We start from the raw sequence: 17,817 nt of genomic DNA on the forward strand, positions 1-17,817 counted from the left end.
TTAAGAGTCCACAAATATGATCACATCTAAGGCAGTTATTTCAGACGGTAAAGGCAACTATAACGTTGACACCATTCAAATTGGTGAATGTGCTGACAATGAAGTGTTAGTCAAAATAGCTGCGGCTGGAATATGCCATACAGATTGGGACTCGATTCAAACTTGGAACAAAAACTTTATTGTTGGACATGAAGGTGCGGGAACGGTGCATTCTGTAGGTAAAAATGTCACTAAAGTAGCCGTAGGTGACAAGGTCATATTAAATTGGGCAATCCCTTGTGGACATTGTTTTCAATGTAACGAAGGTAACGTACACATTTGTGAAACCAACTCTCCTGTTTGTGGATGCGGTTTAGAAGGCCATGCTCAAATAGAATCATCAACCCATAATGACCAACCCATAGAACGCTCTTTCCACTTGGGTGCCATGAGCGAATACGCCATGGTAAAACAAGAAGCTGTAGTTAAACTCACTCATGATATTCCTTTTGCCGCCGCATCAATAGTAGGTTGTGGTGTGATGACAGGCTGGGGCTCAGTCGTCAATGCAGCTAATGTAAAAGCTGGCTCAACTGTTTGTGTTATAGGTTGTGGAGGGGTGGGACTTAACGTTATACAAGGTGCAAAAAACTCTGGTGCAGCCAAAATTATTGCAATAGATATTGCCCAAAACCGTATTGACCAAGCAAAAGAGTTTGGTGCCACACATGGCGTTATCTCGACAAAAGAAGATGTAGACTTTATCAATGTAAAACAACAGGTAATGGAAATTAATGGCGGTAGAGGTGCCGACTACGCTTTTGAATGTACTGCCATTCCAGCGCTAGGTTCGGCTCCCCTTACACTTATTAGAAGTGCAGGCACGGCAGTACAAGTTAGTGGTATCGAGCAGAGAATTGATTTTGATTGCGAGTTGTTTGAATGGGACAAAATCTATATCAACCCACTCTATGGTATGTGTAATCCTGAACGAGACTTCCCTCGAGTATTAGACTTATACGAACAAGGTAAACTAAAACTTGAAGAGCTCGTCACCAAAACTTATCGATTGGAAGATATAGCCCAAGGATTTGATGATTTACTTAACGGACGTATCGCCAAAGGCGTGGTGTTAATGGATGAGGTTGAAGGCTAAATCATGGCTGTTACTCGAATTGAAAAGTCAAATCCTAAATACGCTAGGAAGAACACAGTAACCTATACGTTACATTCTGATAATCTAGATAGACGCCAAGATGTTACGGTTTATAACCCTTATAGTCAGGCAACAGACCTCCCAATCATTGTATTGTTGCATGGTGTTTACGGCAATAACTGGGTTTGGATGGACCTGGGCGGTGCACATCAGGTTTACGAAAGCTTACGTAAACAAGGCTTATCAGAGTTTGTACTGGTTATGCCATCTGATGGTGGTATTTGGGAAGGTTCAGCCTATTTACCATTAGAAGAGCAAGGAAACTTCGAACAGTGGATAATGCAGGATGTTATTGAAACTGTTACCAATGACTTAACGTCTGTTAGTGAAAAAAGTAACCTGTATATTACTGGTCTATCTATGGGAGGGTATGGAGCTCTTCGCCTAGGTGCCAAGTATGCAAAACAATTTAGCGGCATTTCTGCTCATTCTTCTATTACTCAATTATCAGATCTAAGTTTATTTACAGACAAACCTTTAACCGCATACCAAACAGCAGATATCAACGAATCTGACATCCTATATTGGTGTGATAAAAACAAAAAACACCTGCCACCACTAAGACTGGATTGTGGAGTAAGTGATGAGTTAATTGAAAGTAATCGAGCTTTAGTCAAAAATTTGAATCAAGCTAAAATTAATCACCAATATCAAGAAATGAGCGGCGGACACGAATGGCCATATTGGAATACTCATTTAGTTAAAACCTTAGAGTTCTTTGATCATATCGAGAAATCAAAAAGCAAATAAATGACATTATTAGCCATTAATATGACATAAACATCATAATAAATACAATAAAATAACATTTTACATTAGTGCAACATAGTGAAAATTTCGGAGACATCATGAATAAAAGTGCGATCGGAGACCCTTTCGAGCAAGTCCGTAAAGATAAAGGTTATGCAGAAGTCAGTGATCAAGATGATCCAGTCACAATGATGTTAAGACTCAAAGACGTTCGTAAGAGTGCTCACAACGCAAAAGCCTTTAGTTCAGAAACCACTCCAGGCCGCATTGTTGTGCCGTCCGAGGTGAATATTCGTGATACTCGTCAAATCCCTTTTGAAGTCGATCCTCCTAAGCATAAAGGTTTTCGTGCATTATTAGACCCTTGGTTTAAGCGTCCACTCGAAGACAGCTACAAACAAAAATTACGAGACTTAATCGAAGGTTTAGTTGATGAAAACCTAGACAAAGATCCTGTAGAAATAATTGAAGATTTCTCCCTAGTATTGCAATCAAACGCATTAACGTTTTTATTAAACACCCCAATTGACGATGCTAAATTATGGATCAGCTGGGGCACCCATGTATTTCGTAGTGAAGGCGAGGCCTTAGATGGAGACAAAGCGAAAGTACTATACGATTACATTGATGAGCAAATAGAAAAAGCCATTGCCAATCCATCTGATGATTTGTATTCAGTACTACTTGCTGCAGAAGTTGATGGTAAAAAGATGACCAAAGAAGAAGTAAAAGGGGTCATTGTACTCACTTTCTCTGGTGGTCGAGATACAGTCATTAATGCAGTATCTAACACAATTGCTTATTTCGCTGAACATACCCAGTCACTAGACCGCCTGCGAGCTGAGCCGGAAATTAGAGGCCGCGCAATTGAAGAATTTATTCGTTACTTCTCACCACTAACGCATATGGGCCGCGTCGTCACAGAAGATACCCAAGTATGTGAACACGCAGCTAAAGCCGATACTCGCGTGTCTTTATGTTGGGCATCGGCTAATAGAGATGAAACCGTATTTGAAAACCCTAATGAAGTGGTATTAGATCGTAAACTTAACCCTCACGTTGGATTTGGGTTTAGTCATCATAACTGTTTAGGAGCTACTCACGCACGGCAAATCCTCAGCACTCTAATTGACGTGTTATGCGACAAAGTCGGGTCCATCGACTTGTTAGAGACTGAAGACAACATCGAGGAATGGGATGATTTCCATAGAAAAGTAGGCTACGAAAAGTTAGTGGTAAAATTCAACCCCAAATAAAACAATAGATAAATTTTAAAAAGGTAACAACCCATGGCAAAAATTACATTTATAACTTCAGATCAAGAAAAAATCACTCTAGAAGCAGACTCAGGCTCTGTGATGTCACTCGCCGTTGAAAACGGTGTACAAGGCATCGATGGCGACTGTGGCGGTGTATGCTCATGCGCAACATGCCATGTTCACGTCAAACCTGAAGATATGAGTAAAACTGGTGAAGCCAGTGAAATTGAACAAGATATGTTAGAGCTAGACGATAATGTAAATGAGTTCAGTCGTTTGTGCTGTCAAATTGAGATAAGTGAAGATCTTGATGGCGTTGAACTAACAGTAGCTGGTTAATCTTTAAGGGTGAATGAAATGGCTCAGAACGAACAAAGCTGCATCGTAATTGGCGCTAGTCATGCAGGGGTAAACCTTGCATTTGCGTTACGTAAAGAAGGCTGGTTAGGGAAAATCAAACTATTTGATACCGATCCAACTTTGCCATATCACCGCCCTCCTCTATCTAAAGCTTATTTAACCAGTGATGATGGTATTGAGAAAAACCTGCTTAAATCAGCAGATAGTTATACAGCTAAAGATATTTCTTTAAATTTAGGGCTATCGGTTACCGCTGTAGATCCTAAAGAAAAATCTATTACTACCAGTGATGGCAATGTACACAACTACGCTAAGTTGGTTATTGCCACCGGTGCACGGCCTTTTATTCCGCCGATTACCGGGATTAACGATGCTGCGAATTTATACCCATTACGCACAGCAGCAGACGTGACCAATATCAAAACGGCGCTCAGTAATAGTGAGTCTAAGCAAGTTGTTGTTATAGGTGGGGGTTACATAGGATTAGAAACCGCCGCTTCAATGAAAAAGATGGGGGCTAAAGTCACGGTACTTGAAAGAGAAGAACGGATCCTAGCTCGGGTCACAGCGCCGGTGATGTCAGAGTTTTTTCAAAAACTTCATGCTGATAATGGCGTGGATGTCCTGACTTCAAAAGATGTATCAAAAATCACCAACAAAGGTGATTCAAATCTTGTCACTTGCTCTGATGGTAGCGAATACCCAGCTGATGTAATAGTGGTAGGAGTGGGAATTAGAGTTAACACTGAGCTTGCCCAAGCCGCTGGTTTGACTTTAGATAACGGAATAGCCGTAGACAGTGCTGCTCGTACAAACGACAGCGACATATATGCCATTGGAGATTGTAGTTTCCATCACAACCCCCATTACGATCGCAATATTCGTTTAGAGTCTGTACAAAATGCCGTTGACCAAGCAAAAGTGGCTGCGGCCTCAATTTGTGGTCAAGATGTCAATTACAACACTTTACCTTGGTTTTGGTCTGATCAATATGACGTAAAACTTCAAATGGTTGGTTTATCTCAAGGTTACAACAAAATTTTAGTACGACATGAAGCTGGTGAAGGTCACAAGTTTTCTGTTTGGTATTTTAACGACCACACCTTATTGGCTGTTGATGCGGTGAATAATGCGAAAGCTTATGTTGTTGGCACTAAATTTATTAAAGGTGACGACAATATTGACCAAGAGAAGTTAGTTGATCCAAACATAGAATTTAAACCAGCCAATTTATTAGCGTAATAGCAATCCGCATAAATTATAGCCGTGTAGGGCAATGACGCTTGAAAAAAAACCGCTTTAAATAAGCGGTTTTTGTTATTCAATGGGTATGATTTCTGCAATATAGCTCGTTCAAATAATCAACACGCTTTCATGCTGTAGTATTACATTTTATTTCTTATTAAATTTATCAATAAAGCGAGACCAATATTGGCTACTTTCTGTAATATGTTGTTCCAGTACCGCTAACGTTCCTTTAGTATCTCGTTTTTCAATACAGGCTAACATCTGCCTATGCTCTGCTATCCCTTTATTTGCCCGAGAAGCACGAGTGGTTAAGTTAGAATGCATGGTTTGCAATATTAAACGCTTTTGTCGCCATAAACTTACCGCGCTCTCATTATAATGCTGACTATAAATAGCCCAGTGAAATTGGGTATCCAGTAACCTATAAGACAAATGGTCGCCATCATCCAGCCGTTCCATTTTGTCGACTAGTCCGTGCAATTCTTGCATTTGTTGTGGACTATGTTCCTGTACAAACCATTCTATTAGATAAGGCTCTAGTAACTGTAATAACTCAAACACATCACGCATAGTTCTGTATTCAAATAAGGTCACCCGAGCACCGCTATTCGGTTCAACAGTGACTAAGCCTTCACCTTGCAATCGATTAAGGGCTTCTCTAACCGTATTAACGCTGCTGTTGTAACGTTTTGCTAGCGCACTGGACACGAGGCGATCACCGCTAACCAACATAGCCCGAGCAATATCATTTAATAGATTGTTGTAAACCGTGCTCTCTTCACCGATCAAAGGCGAACGCAAGTTATCAATATTATCTATATCCACCAGATACCCCCCTAAAAAACATCTTATTGCTAATAATATGCCATAAAAGTTAAAACGTTTTTATATTATTTTCAATAATCTCACCTATTAAACCTGCATAATCAAAATAAAATTACACACAATCATGAAGATATAAAAGGGCAATAATTTATTTAGAGTGGTTGATCTCAACTTTAATATATGACAATGTGTAAGTACATTGTTAACAATATGTAGTTAATAATTCATTGAAATAAATTAATTTTCACGTTCAAACTTTAATAAAAGGCATTAGAAATGTTTAATTCGAGGAAAGATTTTCGAACCAATATACTGTCTCGCTCTGTCGCGTTAGCTCTGGTTAGTGGGACCGTAAGCTTGCAGGCAATGGCGCAAGATTCAACACCCGCAGATGATGTAGAGGTTATTTCGGTATCCGGTATCCGTGGTTCACTTGCAAGTTCGGCCAACATCAAGCGAGAAGCCAGTGGCATTGTTGACGCAATTACCGCAGAGGACATTGGTAAATTCCCCGACACAAACCTAGCAGAATCTTTACAACGCATAAGTGGCGTATCGATAGACCGCTCAAATAACGAAGGTAATCAAGTTTCAGTAAGAGGATTTGGCCCAACATTTAACATGGTTACCCTTAATGGCCGAGCCATGCCTACCTCATCAACCCTATCCACGGATGTTGGCATTAACAGAGCGTTTAACTTTCAACATATTGCTTCAGAAGTAGTATCAGGCGTAGAAGTCTACAAAACCGGTAAAGCCCACGTTACTAGTGGCGGTATTGGTGCCACCATCAACCTAAACACAGCTAAACCTTTAGACTTAGGTGAACAGAAAATATCTGTTGGTGCCAAAGGTATTATGGACAACAGTAATGTTAATGGCAGTGATATAACGCCAGAGTTTTCAGGTTTATACAGCAATGTATTTGCCGATGGAAAATTGGGTTTATTAGTCGCTTATGCAAACTCACAACGAGATAGCCGCAAAGAAGCGGTAGTCAATGATGGCTGGTTACGTGACAACGGTAGTGTTTACACAGGCATTGATGCTAGTAACTTAAGCAACCCAGAAAACCCTGGAGTATTCTGGATCCCAAGAAACTTTTCTGTGGAATATAACGATCATGAACGTGAACGCGAAAACATTCAAACGGTACTACAGTATGCGCCCAATGAAGATTTGACCGTTACCTTAGATTATACAGGGTCAAATTTTGACGAAGAAATAAATCGCGCAAGCACTGGGTTCTGGTTTGATTCTGATAGCAATACTTTGGGTTCGGTGGATAGTAACGGAACAGTTGTTAATCCAAGACATACCAACCACAGATTAAACTTTGCAACAAGTCGCCAACTGGTTGAAACACAAAACGACTCATTCGGATTAAATATTGATTGGCAAGTGAACGAAAGTTTGAGTTTAGAATTTGATGCCCATGACTCAACATCGGAAACCCAACCTAGCGGTGAGATCAGTGAATTTACCACAGTGATCAGTACCCCGGCTGACGAACGTTATGTTGATATTGGGTTAGATTTTACCAGTAACGATGTACCTACTGTATTTGCTGAAGTCACCAATACTTTTGATGATAGCGCTCCATCACCTCTACCAGCGAGTTACGACCCGTATTCTTTGCCGCACATAGATGGTGACGTAGTGGTGGTACGTGGGCATGCAATCAAAAACAACATCAAACAATGGAATATCAATGGTGAGTGGGAAAACCTCAATGACAGTGCTCTAGCTAATATTAGTTTTGGAATCGGCAATACAGAATACCAATTTGATACCACTAAACGTTTTGGCTTTAGCGTGATATATGATGTATTGGATATTCCGAGTTTAGACTTATCTTTTACACCTTCTACCATAGGCGAAAACTTTAGTGGCGGAAATAGTTTGTTCCCTCTGCAATTTAACGCTAATCCAAATACCGTTAATCAGGCCATTACCAATGGTAATCTAATTACTGAGAATCCTGTTTCCGTAGACAATATTCTAGAAGATACTTTTTCAGCTTATGTGTCTATGGATTTTGTCACTGAGTTTAATGACTTTCCTATCGACATAAACGTGGGTGTAAGGTTCGAAGATACAGACGTAACGGCCTCTTCTAATACAACTTTACCAGCTAACCTAGTGTACTTAAGTGATGAAGAGATTCGTGGCGTTTTCCCTGCTGGCGGACAAGCTAGCACAGATACTCTAACCGGTGGGTACACTGAGTTTTTACCTAACTTAGACATTAATGTTGAGTTTAGCGAAGACCTAGTGGGTCGTTTCGCTTACAGCCGCACGTTAACCCGAAGTGACGTCACGGCCATTGCGCCGGCTACCAATATCACTAACCTGCGTCCCGGTGGTCCATTTAACGCCACTCAGGGTGATCCTAACTTATTGCCCTATACCTCAAATAATCTAGACCTGTCTCTAGAATGGTATTACGACGAAGGCAGTTATGCGTCTTTAGGTTACTTTAAAAAGTACGTGAATAACTTTATTGGGATCACCAACGAAACCCGTACCATTAATGGTGCCGATGGCCAGCCACTTACCGACCCTTCTGCTAACCCAAGACCGAGCTGTCCAGATCCAGCACAAAATCCGCCAAATGCCAATTGCGTGTCGAACAGTAGCGATCCTGAAGTGATGTTTAATGTTGAAGTGCCTAAAAACCTAGAAGATGCCACTGTGAGCGGATTCGAACTAGCCCTACAACATATGTTTGGCGAGTCTGGTTTTGGTGGGCAATTCAACTACACAGCCGTTAATGGCAGTGTTGAATATGACGTTAACTCTTTCAGCCAATCAGTGGCTTTGACAGGGTTAAGTGACTCAGCTAACTTAGTGGCCTTTTATGATAAAGACGGTATTCAAGTGCGGGTCGCTTACAATTGGCGTGATGACTTTTTGCTAAATACGAACCAATTCCATAGTCCTAATGAGCCTCAATTTACCGAAGCTTACGGACAGCTGGATCTAAGTGTGAGTTATGATATTAACGAAACCTTTACCGTTATATTTGAAGGTTTGAATGTCACCGAAGAGACCACTCGTAGACACGGTCGCTTCAAAAATCAGTTCTTAGCCGCAGAAGACTTTGGTAGTCGGTTTGCATTAGGTGTAAGAGCGAACTTCTAATCGTTTCATGTGTGTAGGCTACCGAGCCCTCTCGAGTAAATTAGCAGAGGGCTTCGGTTAGCTTTACTATTGAAAATAATTGACCCGAATTAAATATGTCAGAACAAGTAAAGTCGATAGTAATTGTTGGCGGTGGAACAGCTGGTTGGTTAACAGCTGGTACACTTGCAGCCAGTTTAAAGCGTAAATATCAGCAAACTAATCCAGCTATTTCTATTACACTTATCGAATCGTCAGACATTCAGCCGATTGGTGTGGGAGAAGGTACTTGGCCTACCATGCGTCAAACTCTGAGCAAGATGGGGATCAAGGAGTCTGACTTTATTCGCCATTGTAATGTTAGCCTAAAACAAGGTTCAACTTTTAATGGCTGGAGAACAGGCCAAACCGATGACAGTTATTTACATCCTTTTTCCCTTCCAGCAAATTTTCCCCAAATTAACATGATGGAGTATTGGCTCACTCATCCCGAACCAGAATTCGCCAACTTAGTTACAGCACAAACTGCTGTATGCCACAAAGGCTTAGCCCCTAAACAAAGTACTACCCCAGATTACGCAGCCGTATGTAACTATGGCTACCATTTAGATGCAGGCGCATTTTCACAGTTTATTAAACAGCACTGTATAAAAGAACTGGGAGTTAAACATATAGTCGATACTGTTAAGCAAGTTGAGTCTCACCCTAATCAAGATATTAAAGGGCTACACACCTCAAAACATGGCTTACTAGCAGGCGACCTATTTATTGATTGCAGCGGTATGCAAGGGCTACTGATTAATCAGCACTACAAGGTAAAGTATCAGGATAAAACCAGTCAACTGTTTAACAACAGCGCCTTAGCTTGTCATTTACCATACCAGTCGCCATATTCGCCTATTGCATCCACTACTATCAGTACGGCGAAAAAAGCAGGCTGGGTGTGGGATATTGGATTACAAACCAGGCGAGGCATTGGATTAGTTTATTCAAATCAACATTTAGACGATGATGGCGCCAAGCAATGCTTACGCAATTATATGCAACAACAAGGAAGTTTTTTGCCAGATATTGAAATACGTAAACTTTCTTTTACGCCAGGTTATAGAGAAAAGTTCTGGCAGAATAACTGTATTGCCATTGGTTTATCCGCAGGGTTTGTTGAACCTTTAGAAGCTTCTTCTTTGGCTTTAGTTGAACTATCAGCCGATATGTTAGCCAGTCAATTTCCCCACAATAAACAAGCCATGCCCTTATTAGCCAAGCGGTTTAATCAAACTTTCTCATACCGCTGGCAACGGGTTATCGACTTCTTAAAGCTGCATTATTATTTAAGTCAGCGGGACGATCACAATTACTGGCGTGAGCATAAACAAGCCGTAACCTGCAGTGATGAATTACTTGAGTTGTTAGAACTATGGAAATATCAGGCCCCTTGGCACTACGACTTTAATCAAACAGAAGTATTCCCTTCTGCTAGTTACCAATATATTTTATCTGCCATGGATTACCCGAAACATCCTCAGCCACTATCTCTTAGCCAAGGGATAAGCAATAAAATACAACAGACAATCCAGCAGGTAAACCAGCAAAAACAGCAGTATTTGGCACCACTTCCTACCAATAGAGAGTTACTCGATAAAATGACCCAGCGACAGAATTAATACCAATCCGGAGTCGTATAACAGCCATACTTCCTTTAATAAATAAAAAAAAGCCTGTTTGTTTGTATTAAGAAACAGGCTTTTAAAAACAAGTTAGCTTTAAACCAGAGATTAACGAGTACGGTCTAGTTCTTTAGAAGTATTAAATACTTGCAAAGAAGCAGATGATACATGTCCACCTGTATCACTAAACTGAACCTTGATGCTGTTGTCAGTCTGTAATTCACTGTAAGCCACTGGAATTTCAATAGTGCCAAAGAAGTTGTCTCGGCCAGGATTTACTTTACCCATTTCTTGGTCGTACCCTCTGAAATCTTCTGGAACAGTGACTTCTGTGCCATTCACAGTCACAATTGGCATTAACGATTTAGCATGCTCTCGTCCAATAGCTAAACGTAAAATCGCTTCACCATTGTCACCTTTACTAACACCATTGATGTTATAAGTGATATCCGTATTGGCAGTGATATCATGGATATAATCCGTGGCGTAATATTTGGTTTCTTCGCTAGTTTGGTCAATAGTGATGTCGGTATTGTAGGTGACCTTGATAACCATAGTGCCCTCACCATCAATGGTCACGGCATCTGGCAAACTAGTTGAATCTGTTAATTCAATGGAAGACGCTTCTACTGCATCGTCTGTGGTACGCATGTGTTTAATGTTGACTGCACTGATATTCGCGGTATCAATGCCCATAGCATTTAAGTTCACTTCAGCATCATCAAATTCTAAGTTATTGAGGATAATATAAGCATCATCGCCGTCCACATAGGCATCAACCAAAATATCTAAATCAGACGACCAAGTGTCTATACGGGTTCCCTTCACTTCAGACCAAAGGTTGTAGAATAATACTAAATCTGAATACACCCACTGAGTTTCAGTGTCCACACCAGTACGTTCGAATTCTTGTACCATTAAACGAGGGCCATATGGTACTTCTGTTCTTCCCCATTCAGCTTTTACCACTATAAATGGAATAGTTTTCGCAATCACATCTGGACGTTCCATAAAACTCATTAATAAAGAGTTCGTGGCCCGTAACACGTAGGTGTCTTTTCTTGGGCTCCAGCCTTCTTTTCTGACGCAGTGACTGGCAGCGCCATATTCAGAAATTACATAAGGTTTCATTTCACCTATGGCGATACGGCTATAATGCTCCATCATATCCATAGTGGCTTCTACGTTACTGCCTTTACGGTACTTTTCGGTATTTCCTAAACAAGGAAAGTCGTATAAATGGATGGAATAGAAATCCATACTGTCGCCAGAAATATCGATAAATTGTTTATCTCTGTCATACCATCGCTGAAAATTGTCTTTATCAAAATCAGGAAACGCCACTGTGTATCCGCCCACTTGAATATCATCATTTTCAGCAATTTTACGAATTTCATTTTTAGTGGTGTTATGAAACTCAAATGCCGTAGCTGGCTCCACATATTTAGGATCACTTGGATCTCGAACAGTAGTTAAGTCATACAGAGGTTCGTTCATGATTTCGAAATAGGTAGGTTTAGGCTCCCAAGATTCATTTTCATTATTCTTAAAGAATTTAGATAAATACTGCCCCATATAATGGCCTGTAGCCGTACCTAAAGGCTCTTCATCAGTATCGGTTTGTGAGAAAGACCAAGCATCACCATTCGGGAATGGATTAATGTCGGTACCTTCTGGCCAATATGGATGTTGTTGGCCACCTTGGATCATGTCCTGTGAACGGGCTTCAATTTCAGGAAGTCTAGCATCCGCATACTTCTTGTTATTACTATTCGCGTAAGACCAACGAAAATTGCCACCGGTTGTGGTAGCAGAGGCTTCATCAACAAAGCCTATTTTATTGGGATCTTCACTTACATTTCTTAACGCCCAACCAATAGAGCCAGTAACACGACCAAAATAGACATCATTGTCTGTGACAAAATTGACCATTAAATTTGGATCTTCATTTGGCGCATTTTGAGTGTGACCATCATTTTCACCCCAGTCATTTTCACTGGAACTTGAATGGATAGTAATAAACTTTTGTCGATCAAAGGTGTCTATGCCGCCCACACTATGTTTAGTATCAAAGTTGATATCCACCTGTTTACCCATTGGGGTTGGTTCAGGCTCCGGATCTGGAGTAGGCTCTGGATCAGGTGTTGGAGTCGGTGTTGGAGTGGGTGTTGGTTCTGGAGAACTTCCTCCTCCCCCACACGCACTAAGCGTTAAACTAAGGCATGTAGCCAATACAACTGACAAAATAGTTTTGTTACTTGGAATACTCATTAATTAACCTCTTCAAAACCCCAAAACATAAAATCAATCACCCTGTTTTTTAAAGGCAAGTTTATTTTTGGAGTCAAACACCGTGATACATAATCACATTACATTAACGTTAATAGTAACATTGTTAACAAATAAATATATACAATTAAATAATGATAAGAGAAAAAACATCCTAAGCCTATGAAATTGTTAATTTTTCACACAAAAAAAGGGAGTAACCTAAGTTACTCCCTTTGTTCTTTATACATCTAAGTTGTGTATTTAGGCACCTACAGTTTGTAAGTTACCCACACACTCTTAACTCATTCTATTTAGAAAATGCTGCGTAGATAGCGATTACTGCAATCACTAACACTATGCTTGCGTATTTAGTGCCTTTCCAAGGAGTCATATCAATAGGTGTATTCGTTGTAATTTCAAACGCTTCTGCACGTGGAGCAACTTTAGCAGCAATAAACATAGCTAACATTAAAGATCCAAATACAATACCCATCATGTGGAAGTTACTAATACCCGTTAGTTGTGATGTATTAGCACCATCATTTAAAGCCGGATACACAATTAATAACCCGACCATTACCACCAAACCAACGACCATTGAATAGAAAGCGGCAGCAGATGGCACACGTTTGTTTACCAGCCCCATCACAACAACAGAGAAAATTGGTATCGCGTAAATTCCATTCATAGTTTGTAAATAACTAAAAATACTGGATGTCTTAGACAACAAAGGCGCCCCAAACATAGCCGCAACGGCAATAACCGTTACAAATAACTTTGCAGTTTTAACCGTTTGTTCGTCACTTGCTGTTGGGTTTATTAGGTGTTTATACAGACCTAATGAAAATAAAGCAGAAGTTGAATTTAGTGCAGCGTTAAATGAACTTAAAATAGCACCAACCATTACTGCCGCAAAAAAGCCGGTTAACTGCGCAGGAAGTACATCTGCAACTAATTTACCGTAAGCGTCATCATTGCTGACCCCTTGGCCAAAATATAAGTGGTAAGCGATTAAGCCTGGTAAAACCAAATAGATAGGTCCTAATAATTTTAATGCACCAGTCAAAAGCACACCTTTTTGACCTTCAGCTAAACTACTTGCGCCAAATGTACGTTGAATAATCTGTTGGTTAGTACACCAGTAAAACAAGTTAAGTAAAGCAACACCCGTAAACAAGGTAGAGAATGGAATTTCTGATTCAAGACCTTCGGCACCTGTTGAATCCATGCGCTCTGGATGAACTGTGTTTAGGGTTTCCCAACCTGCAAGGATACCGCCATCGCCACCTAAAACATAAAGAGCAAAAGCCGCAATCATGAATCCACCAATTAACAATCCAATACCATTAATGGTATCAAGCACTGCTAAAGTACGAAGCCCACCAAAACGAGAGTAAAGCATTCCAGCTCCCCCTATTCCGATGCAAGTAATGGTTAACAAAGTGAACTCGCTTTCTATGCCAGTTAAGCTGTGTAAGTCCATCATGTTAATTAAGCCCTTCGCGCCACTATACAACACGATAGGAATCAACAAGAGTGCGTACGCGGCAAGGAATATTGAATTACCTAGGGTTTGTGTACGTCGGTCAAAACGTTGCTCAAGGAATTGAGGTACGGTTGTAATACCAGAACGTAAAAATTTAGGTAAAAAATAGGCTGCCATCAAAACCAAAGCTAAAACAGCGATGACTTCCCATGCCATAACACTCAAGCCATTTTTATAAGCTGAACCATTTAAACCAACCATTTGTTCAGTTGATAAATTAGTTAGTAGGAGTGAACCTGCAATGATTGGAAAGGTTAAGCTTCTACCACCCAAAAAGAAGCCATCGCTACTTTTATTGTCATAATTTCGAGTTAGATACCACGTTAGGCCCGCAGCAAAAAGTGTAAAAAGTAAAAAAGATATTATTGTCATAGGTTATGCACTTTATTATTAATTAAAAGCTGAGTTAAAATCTACGTTAATAGATTGGAAGGATTAGGTAAACATTACGCTTCCCATATTAACATCTCAAATATGAAAAACAACTAATCATAAGTGAAATTTGATAGATCATTTGGTGATTATTTTTCGGTAATGAGGAACGAAATAAACTGAATACAACCCACCATTGCGAAGATAAAAATTACGAAGTTAAAATTATCCCAAAATGCTCGGATTTTCTTTACTTAACGAACAATAGCCACAGATTTAATCATGGCCCACACAACTTGCCCTTGGGTTATTTTTAGTGCGTTTATCGACTTTGAGGTTAGGCTAGCGATCAAACAAGATTTACCTAGATTTAACGTTAATAATGACATACCTGGTTGATGCTCAATCGCAATATGCGTCACTGTGACTTCCAGCACATTCAAAATACTTATATCAGTGGGCCGCACTAAACTAATACTAATATCCCTCGCTAAAATACGAACCCTAATAGATTTTTGCTCTAGCGATGGTGAGTTAGGCAACCAAAGTTCACCGCCATTAAAGCCCACTTGGGTTAAATTCCATTCTTTATCCGATTGGATAAATTCGCACTCCAATACAGCCCCTATATTATCCGTTACACCAAGTGGCGTATCAATGCGACCAAATAACTCTGTTAATGTGCCTTTAGCAACAACTTTGCCCTGTTCCATAAATAACGCATAGTCGGCTAAACGGATCATCTCGTCTAAGGAATGGGTGACATACACAATAGGAATGTCGAACTTGGCATGTAAAGCTTCAAGATAAGGCAATATTTGTTGTTTTCTAGCTTTATCTAAAGAAGCTAACGGCTCATCCATCAATAAAACTTTAGGTTTACTTAATAACGCTCTTGCAATGGCAACTCTCTGTCGCTCTCCACCCGACAATTGATTAGGCAGCTTAAGCAGTAAAGTATCTATTGCCATCACTTCAATAACTTGTTGTAAAAATTTATTGTCTAACTTTTCAGCAGAACGTTTGATAGCATAATGCAAATTATTCAGAACCGTTAAGTGTGAAAAAAGGCTGGTTTCTTGAAAAACATAAGCTAACTTGCGTTTATGTGTGGGCACAAAAATCGCATCTTCTTGCCAAGTTTGTTGATTAAATTTAATCAGTGCATTAGGAACCTTTTCCAGCCCAGCAATACAACGTAATAATGATGTTTTGCCGGAACCTGATTCTCCAAAAATAACGGTGACACCTCGGCTTGGAATATGAATATCCAAAGCTAAATTAAAATTTGAATCAGCTGAGTATGAATAAGATAACTTTGCGTGTAAAACGTCATCAGGCATTCTATATTACCCCCTGCTTTTACTGTTAAAAACACTGAGTAAACTGGATTTTCGCCCGAGGGTATATAAAGCCAACAAAACAAGAAATGCAAAAATAACCATTACTGCTGATAAATTGTGGGCTTGAGCATAATCTAGCGCTTCAACGTGATCATAAATTTGTACAGAGACCACACGTGTTTCTCCGGAAATATTTCCACCAATCATCAAGACTATGCCAAACTCCCCGACTGTATGAGCGAAACCTAAAACGGACGCAGTTATAAATCCAGGTTTTGCTAGTGGTAACACTACAGTAAAAAATCTATCCAAAGGACCAGCACCTAAAGTAGCCGCAACTTCTAAGGGGCGTTCGCCTATCGACTCAATAGCATTTTGAATTGGCTGCACAACAAAAGGCAATGAATACAACATTGAAGCAAAAACTAAACCCCAAAAAGTAAAAGGCAAGGTGCCTAAACCTAAGTGTTGTGTGAACTCTCCAATTGGGCCATTTGGTCCCATCATAATCAATAAATAAAAACCTAACACAGTGGGAGGTAATACCAATGGTAAAGCCACAACAGCGCTAACTGGCGCTTTTAACCAAGACTTTGTTTTAGCTAACCACCACGCTAATGGAGTTCCCAAAATCAACAGTAGAATAGTCACTGTACTGGCTAGTTTTAAGGTAAGAAATATTGTTTGAATGTCGCTATCTGATAGGTTCACGATGCTTTTTCCAATTCAGGAATAATCGACAATTTATAACCACTTCGAAGAATCAGCTGTTTTGCTTTTTCGCCTTGCATAAATTCAATAAAAGCTAATGCGCCTAAATTACCAGAGGCTCTTTTTAACAACACCGCATCTTGATAAATGGGTTGATAATAGTTTTCAGGTATTTGCCAGAATCCACCTTTATTTTGATCTAACAATAACTGGACCTGTGATAAAGCCACAAAACCTAATTCCACGTTTGCAGATCGAACAAATTGAAAAGTTTGAGAAATGTTTTCACCTTGAACCCACTTTGCTTGCGTTAGGTAAACTAACCCTAGTTTTTTTAATACTTGATTCGCAGCTTCTCCATATGGTGCTAATCTAGGATTTGCTAAAGCTAACTTTTTAAAATTACCTGCTGATAAGGTTTCTACGCCATCTGACACAAGTTCTTTTTTCATGGACCATAAAACCAACTGACCTTGCGCATAAGTGAATCGACTGCCAGCAACAATCCAGTTTTCTTTTTGTAATCGCATAGGCTTTGACTGATCAGCTGAAAAAAACAGGTCAAAAGGGGCACCATTAATAATTTGAGCGTAAATTTTCCCAGAAGAAGCAGAAGACAAATTAATCCTATGAGGAGAATTTTTTTCAAACTCTGTGATTAAGGATTTCATGGTATGGGTAAAATTTGAGGCCACTGCCACATTTACTGTTTCTGCAAAAACAAAACAATTAGAAAAGCTCAAAAACCACAACAACACGAACCTAGGTAAAAATATGTTTGAGATAACAATGCTTAAAGTCAGTATAAGTATTGTTATAGTGTGAATTATAGCGTTCTTTATCTCAAGACATTGTTAGGCTATTTGTATTGTTAATAATTGCTATTTTTACATATTAACCATCAACTAGACTGGAATCCCCACCAGAATTCTTTATGATATGAGCACTATGGTAAAAAATGTACCTTAATGTTTAAAACTATTATCTGCCACATTTTAGTAATATTAACTTGCTCAATTTGTAATATCAGTTTTGCTAAAAAAATTGATTTACAAGTTGTCACAGAACTATCTCCTCCCTATCAGATAATGCATAACAACCAAGTTGCGGGCTCTTCAACAGACAAAGTTCGCAAACTATTAAAAGA

General features: G+C 39.7%; 13 protein-coding genes. 7 read left to right on the top strand and 6 right to left on the bottom strand.

Annotated features, from left to right (window positions below):
- The first annotated feature begins 16 nt into the window (after positions 1-16).
- The 5 genes from ACSHXM_RS09595 (at position 17) to ACSHXM_RS09615 (ending at position 4,806) form a co-directional block, all read left to right on the top strand.
- Positions 17-1,135 (top strand): alcohol dehydrogenase catalytic domain-containing protein, encoded by a 1,119-nt coding sequence (locus tag ACSHXM_RS09595; protein WP_435688540.1) that lies wholly within the window; start codon positions 17-19, stop codon positions 1,133-1,135.
- A gap of 3 nt (positions 1,136-1,138) precedes the next feature.
- A complete protein-coding gene (locus ACSHXM_RS09600; protein ID WP_435688541.1) occupies positions 1,139-1,945 on the top strand; it encodes an alpha/beta hydrolase in 807 nt (268 codons plus the stop codon).
- 98 nt (positions 1,946-2,043) lie between these two features.
- Positions 2,044-3,201, top strand: coding sequence for a cytochrome P450 (locus ACSHXM_RS09605; protein ID WP_435688542.1), 1,158 nt, complete (start codon positions 2,044-2,046; stop codon positions 3,199-3,201).
- A gap of 33 nt (positions 3,202-3,234) precedes the next feature.
- On the top strand, positions 3,235-3,543 hold the full coding sequence (locus tag ACSHXM_RS09610) for a 2Fe-2S iron-sulfur cluster-binding protein (protein WP_435688543.1): 309 nt from the start codon (positions 3,235-3,237) through the stop codon (positions 3,541-3,543).
- A gap of 18 nt (positions 3,544-3,561) precedes the next feature.
- The gene (locus ACSHXM_RS09615) at positions 3,562-4,806 is read left to right on the top strand and encodes an NAD(P)/FAD-dependent oxidoreductase (RefSeq protein WP_435688544.1); all 1,245 of its coding nucleotides are present in this window, start codon (positions 3,562-3,564) and stop codon (positions 4,804-4,806) included.
- A 150-nt stretch (positions 4,807-4,956) separates the two neighbouring features.
- Here the strand turns inward: ACSHXM_RS09615 and ACSHXM_RS09620 are convergent, their stop codons facing one another.
- Positions 4,957-5,637, bottom strand: a complete 681-nt coding sequence (locus ACSHXM_RS09620; protein WP_435688545.1) for a GntR family transcriptional regulator — start codon at positions 5,635-5,637, stop codon at positions 4,957-4,959.
- Between the two features lie 276 nt (positions 5,638-5,913).
- On the opposite strand from ACSHXM_RS09620, the gene ACSHXM_RS09625 reads away from it, so the two are divergent.
- Positions 5,914-8,781: a TonB-dependent receptor gene (locus ACSHXM_RS09625; RefSeq protein WP_435688546.1), complete on the top strand. Its 2,868-nt coding sequence runs from the start codon at positions 5,914-5,916 to the stop codon at positions 8,779-8,781.
- Between the two features lie 95 nt (positions 8,782-8,876).
- Positions 8,877-10,424, top strand: a complete 1,548-nt coding sequence (locus ACSHXM_RS09630; protein WP_435688547.1) for a tryptophan halogenase family protein — start codon at positions 8,877-8,879, stop codon at positions 10,422-10,424.
- 111 nt (positions 10,425-10,535) lie between these two features.
- Here the strand turns inward: ACSHXM_RS09630 and ACSHXM_RS09635 are convergent, their stop codons facing one another.
- The 5 genes from ACSHXM_RS09635 to modA all read right to left on the bottom strand — a co-directional run bounded on the left by ACSHXM_RS09635 (position 10,536) and on the right by modA (position 17,413).
- On the bottom strand, positions 10,536-12,698 hold the full coding sequence (locus tag ACSHXM_RS09635) for a hypothetical protein (protein WP_435688548.1): 2,163 nt from the start codon (positions 12,696-12,698) through the stop codon (positions 10,536-10,538).
- Between the two features lie 307 nt (positions 12,699-13,005).
- A complete protein-coding gene (locus ACSHXM_RS09640) occupies positions 13,006-14,616 on the bottom strand; it encodes a solute:sodium symporter family transporter (protein ID WP_435688549.1) in 1,611 nt (536 codons plus the stop codon).
- 254 nt (positions 14,617-14,870) lie between these two features.
- Positions 14,871-15,959: a molybdenum ABC transporter ATP-binding protein gene (gene modC, locus ACSHXM_RS09645; protein WP_435688550.1), complete on the bottom strand. Its 1,089-nt coding sequence runs from the start codon at positions 15,957-15,959 to the stop codon at positions 14,871-14,873.
- A gap of 6 nt (positions 15,960-15,965) precedes the next feature.
- The gene (gene modB, locus ACSHXM_RS09650) at positions 15,966-16,670 is read right to left on the bottom strand and encodes a molybdate ABC transporter permease subunit (RefSeq protein WP_435688551.1); all 705 of its coding nucleotides are present in this window, start codon (positions 16,668-16,670) and stop codon (positions 15,966-15,968) included.
- Positions 16,667-17,413: a molybdate ABC transporter substrate-binding protein gene (gene modA, locus ACSHXM_RS09655; RefSeq protein WP_435688552.1), complete on the bottom strand. Its 747-nt coding sequence runs from the start codon at positions 17,411-17,413 to the stop codon at positions 16,667-16,669. Before modA ends, modB begins: the two co-directional genes overlap by 4 nt.
- Positions 17,414-17,817: the final 404 nt, after the last annotated feature.

The sequence above is a fragment of the Paraglaciecola sp. genome, from assembly GCF_051252315.1.
Classification (GTDB): domain Bacteria; phylum Pseudomonadota; class Gammaproteobacteria; order Enterobacterales; family Alteromonadaceae; genus Paraglaciecola.

What these genes read in the sequence shown, in the direction of transcription:
- ACSHXM_RS09615 (WP_435688544.1), top strand. Translation starts at nt 3,562, where the DNA reads ATGGCTCAGAACGAACAAAGCTGCATCGTAATTGGCGCTAGTCATGCA.
- ACSHXM_RS09610 (WP_435688543.1), top strand. Translation starts at nt 3,235, where the DNA reads ATGGCAAAAATTACATTTATAACTTCAGATCAAGAAAAAATCACTCTA.
- ACSHXM_RS09625 (WP_435688546.1), top strand. Translation starts at nt 5,914, where the DNA reads ATGTTTAATTCGAGGAAAGATTTTCGAACCAATATACTGTCTCGCTCT.
- ACSHXM_RS09630 (WP_435688547.1), top strand. Translation starts at nt 8,877, where the DNA reads ATGTCAGAACAAGTAAAGTCGATAGTAATTGTTGGCGGTGGAACAGCT.
- modC (WP_435688550.1), bottom strand. Translation starts at nt 15,959, where the DNA reads ATGCCTGATGACGTTTTACACGCAAAGTTATCTTATTCATACTCAGCT.
- ACSHXM_RS09600 (WP_435688541.1), top strand. Translation starts at nt 1,139, where the DNA reads ATGGCTGTTACTCGAATTGAAAAGTCAAATCCTAAATACGCTAGGAAG.
- ACSHXM_RS09635 (WP_435688548.1), bottom strand. Translation starts at nt 12,698, where the DNA reads ATGAGTATTCCAAGTAACAAAACTATTTTGTCAGTTGTATTGGCTACA.
- ACSHXM_RS09595 (WP_435688540.1), top strand. Translation starts at nt 17, where the DNA reads ATGATCACATCTAAGGCAGTTATTTCAGACGGTAAAGGCAACTATAAC.
- ACSHXM_RS09640 (WP_435688549.1), bottom strand. Translation starts at nt 14,616, where the DNA reads ATGACAATAATATCTTTTTTACTTTTTACACTTTTTGCTGCGGGCCTA.
- ACSHXM_RS09605 (WP_435688542.1), top strand. Translation starts at nt 2,044, where the DNA reads ATGAATAAAAGTGCGATCGGAGACCCTTTCGAGCAAGTCCGTAAAGAT.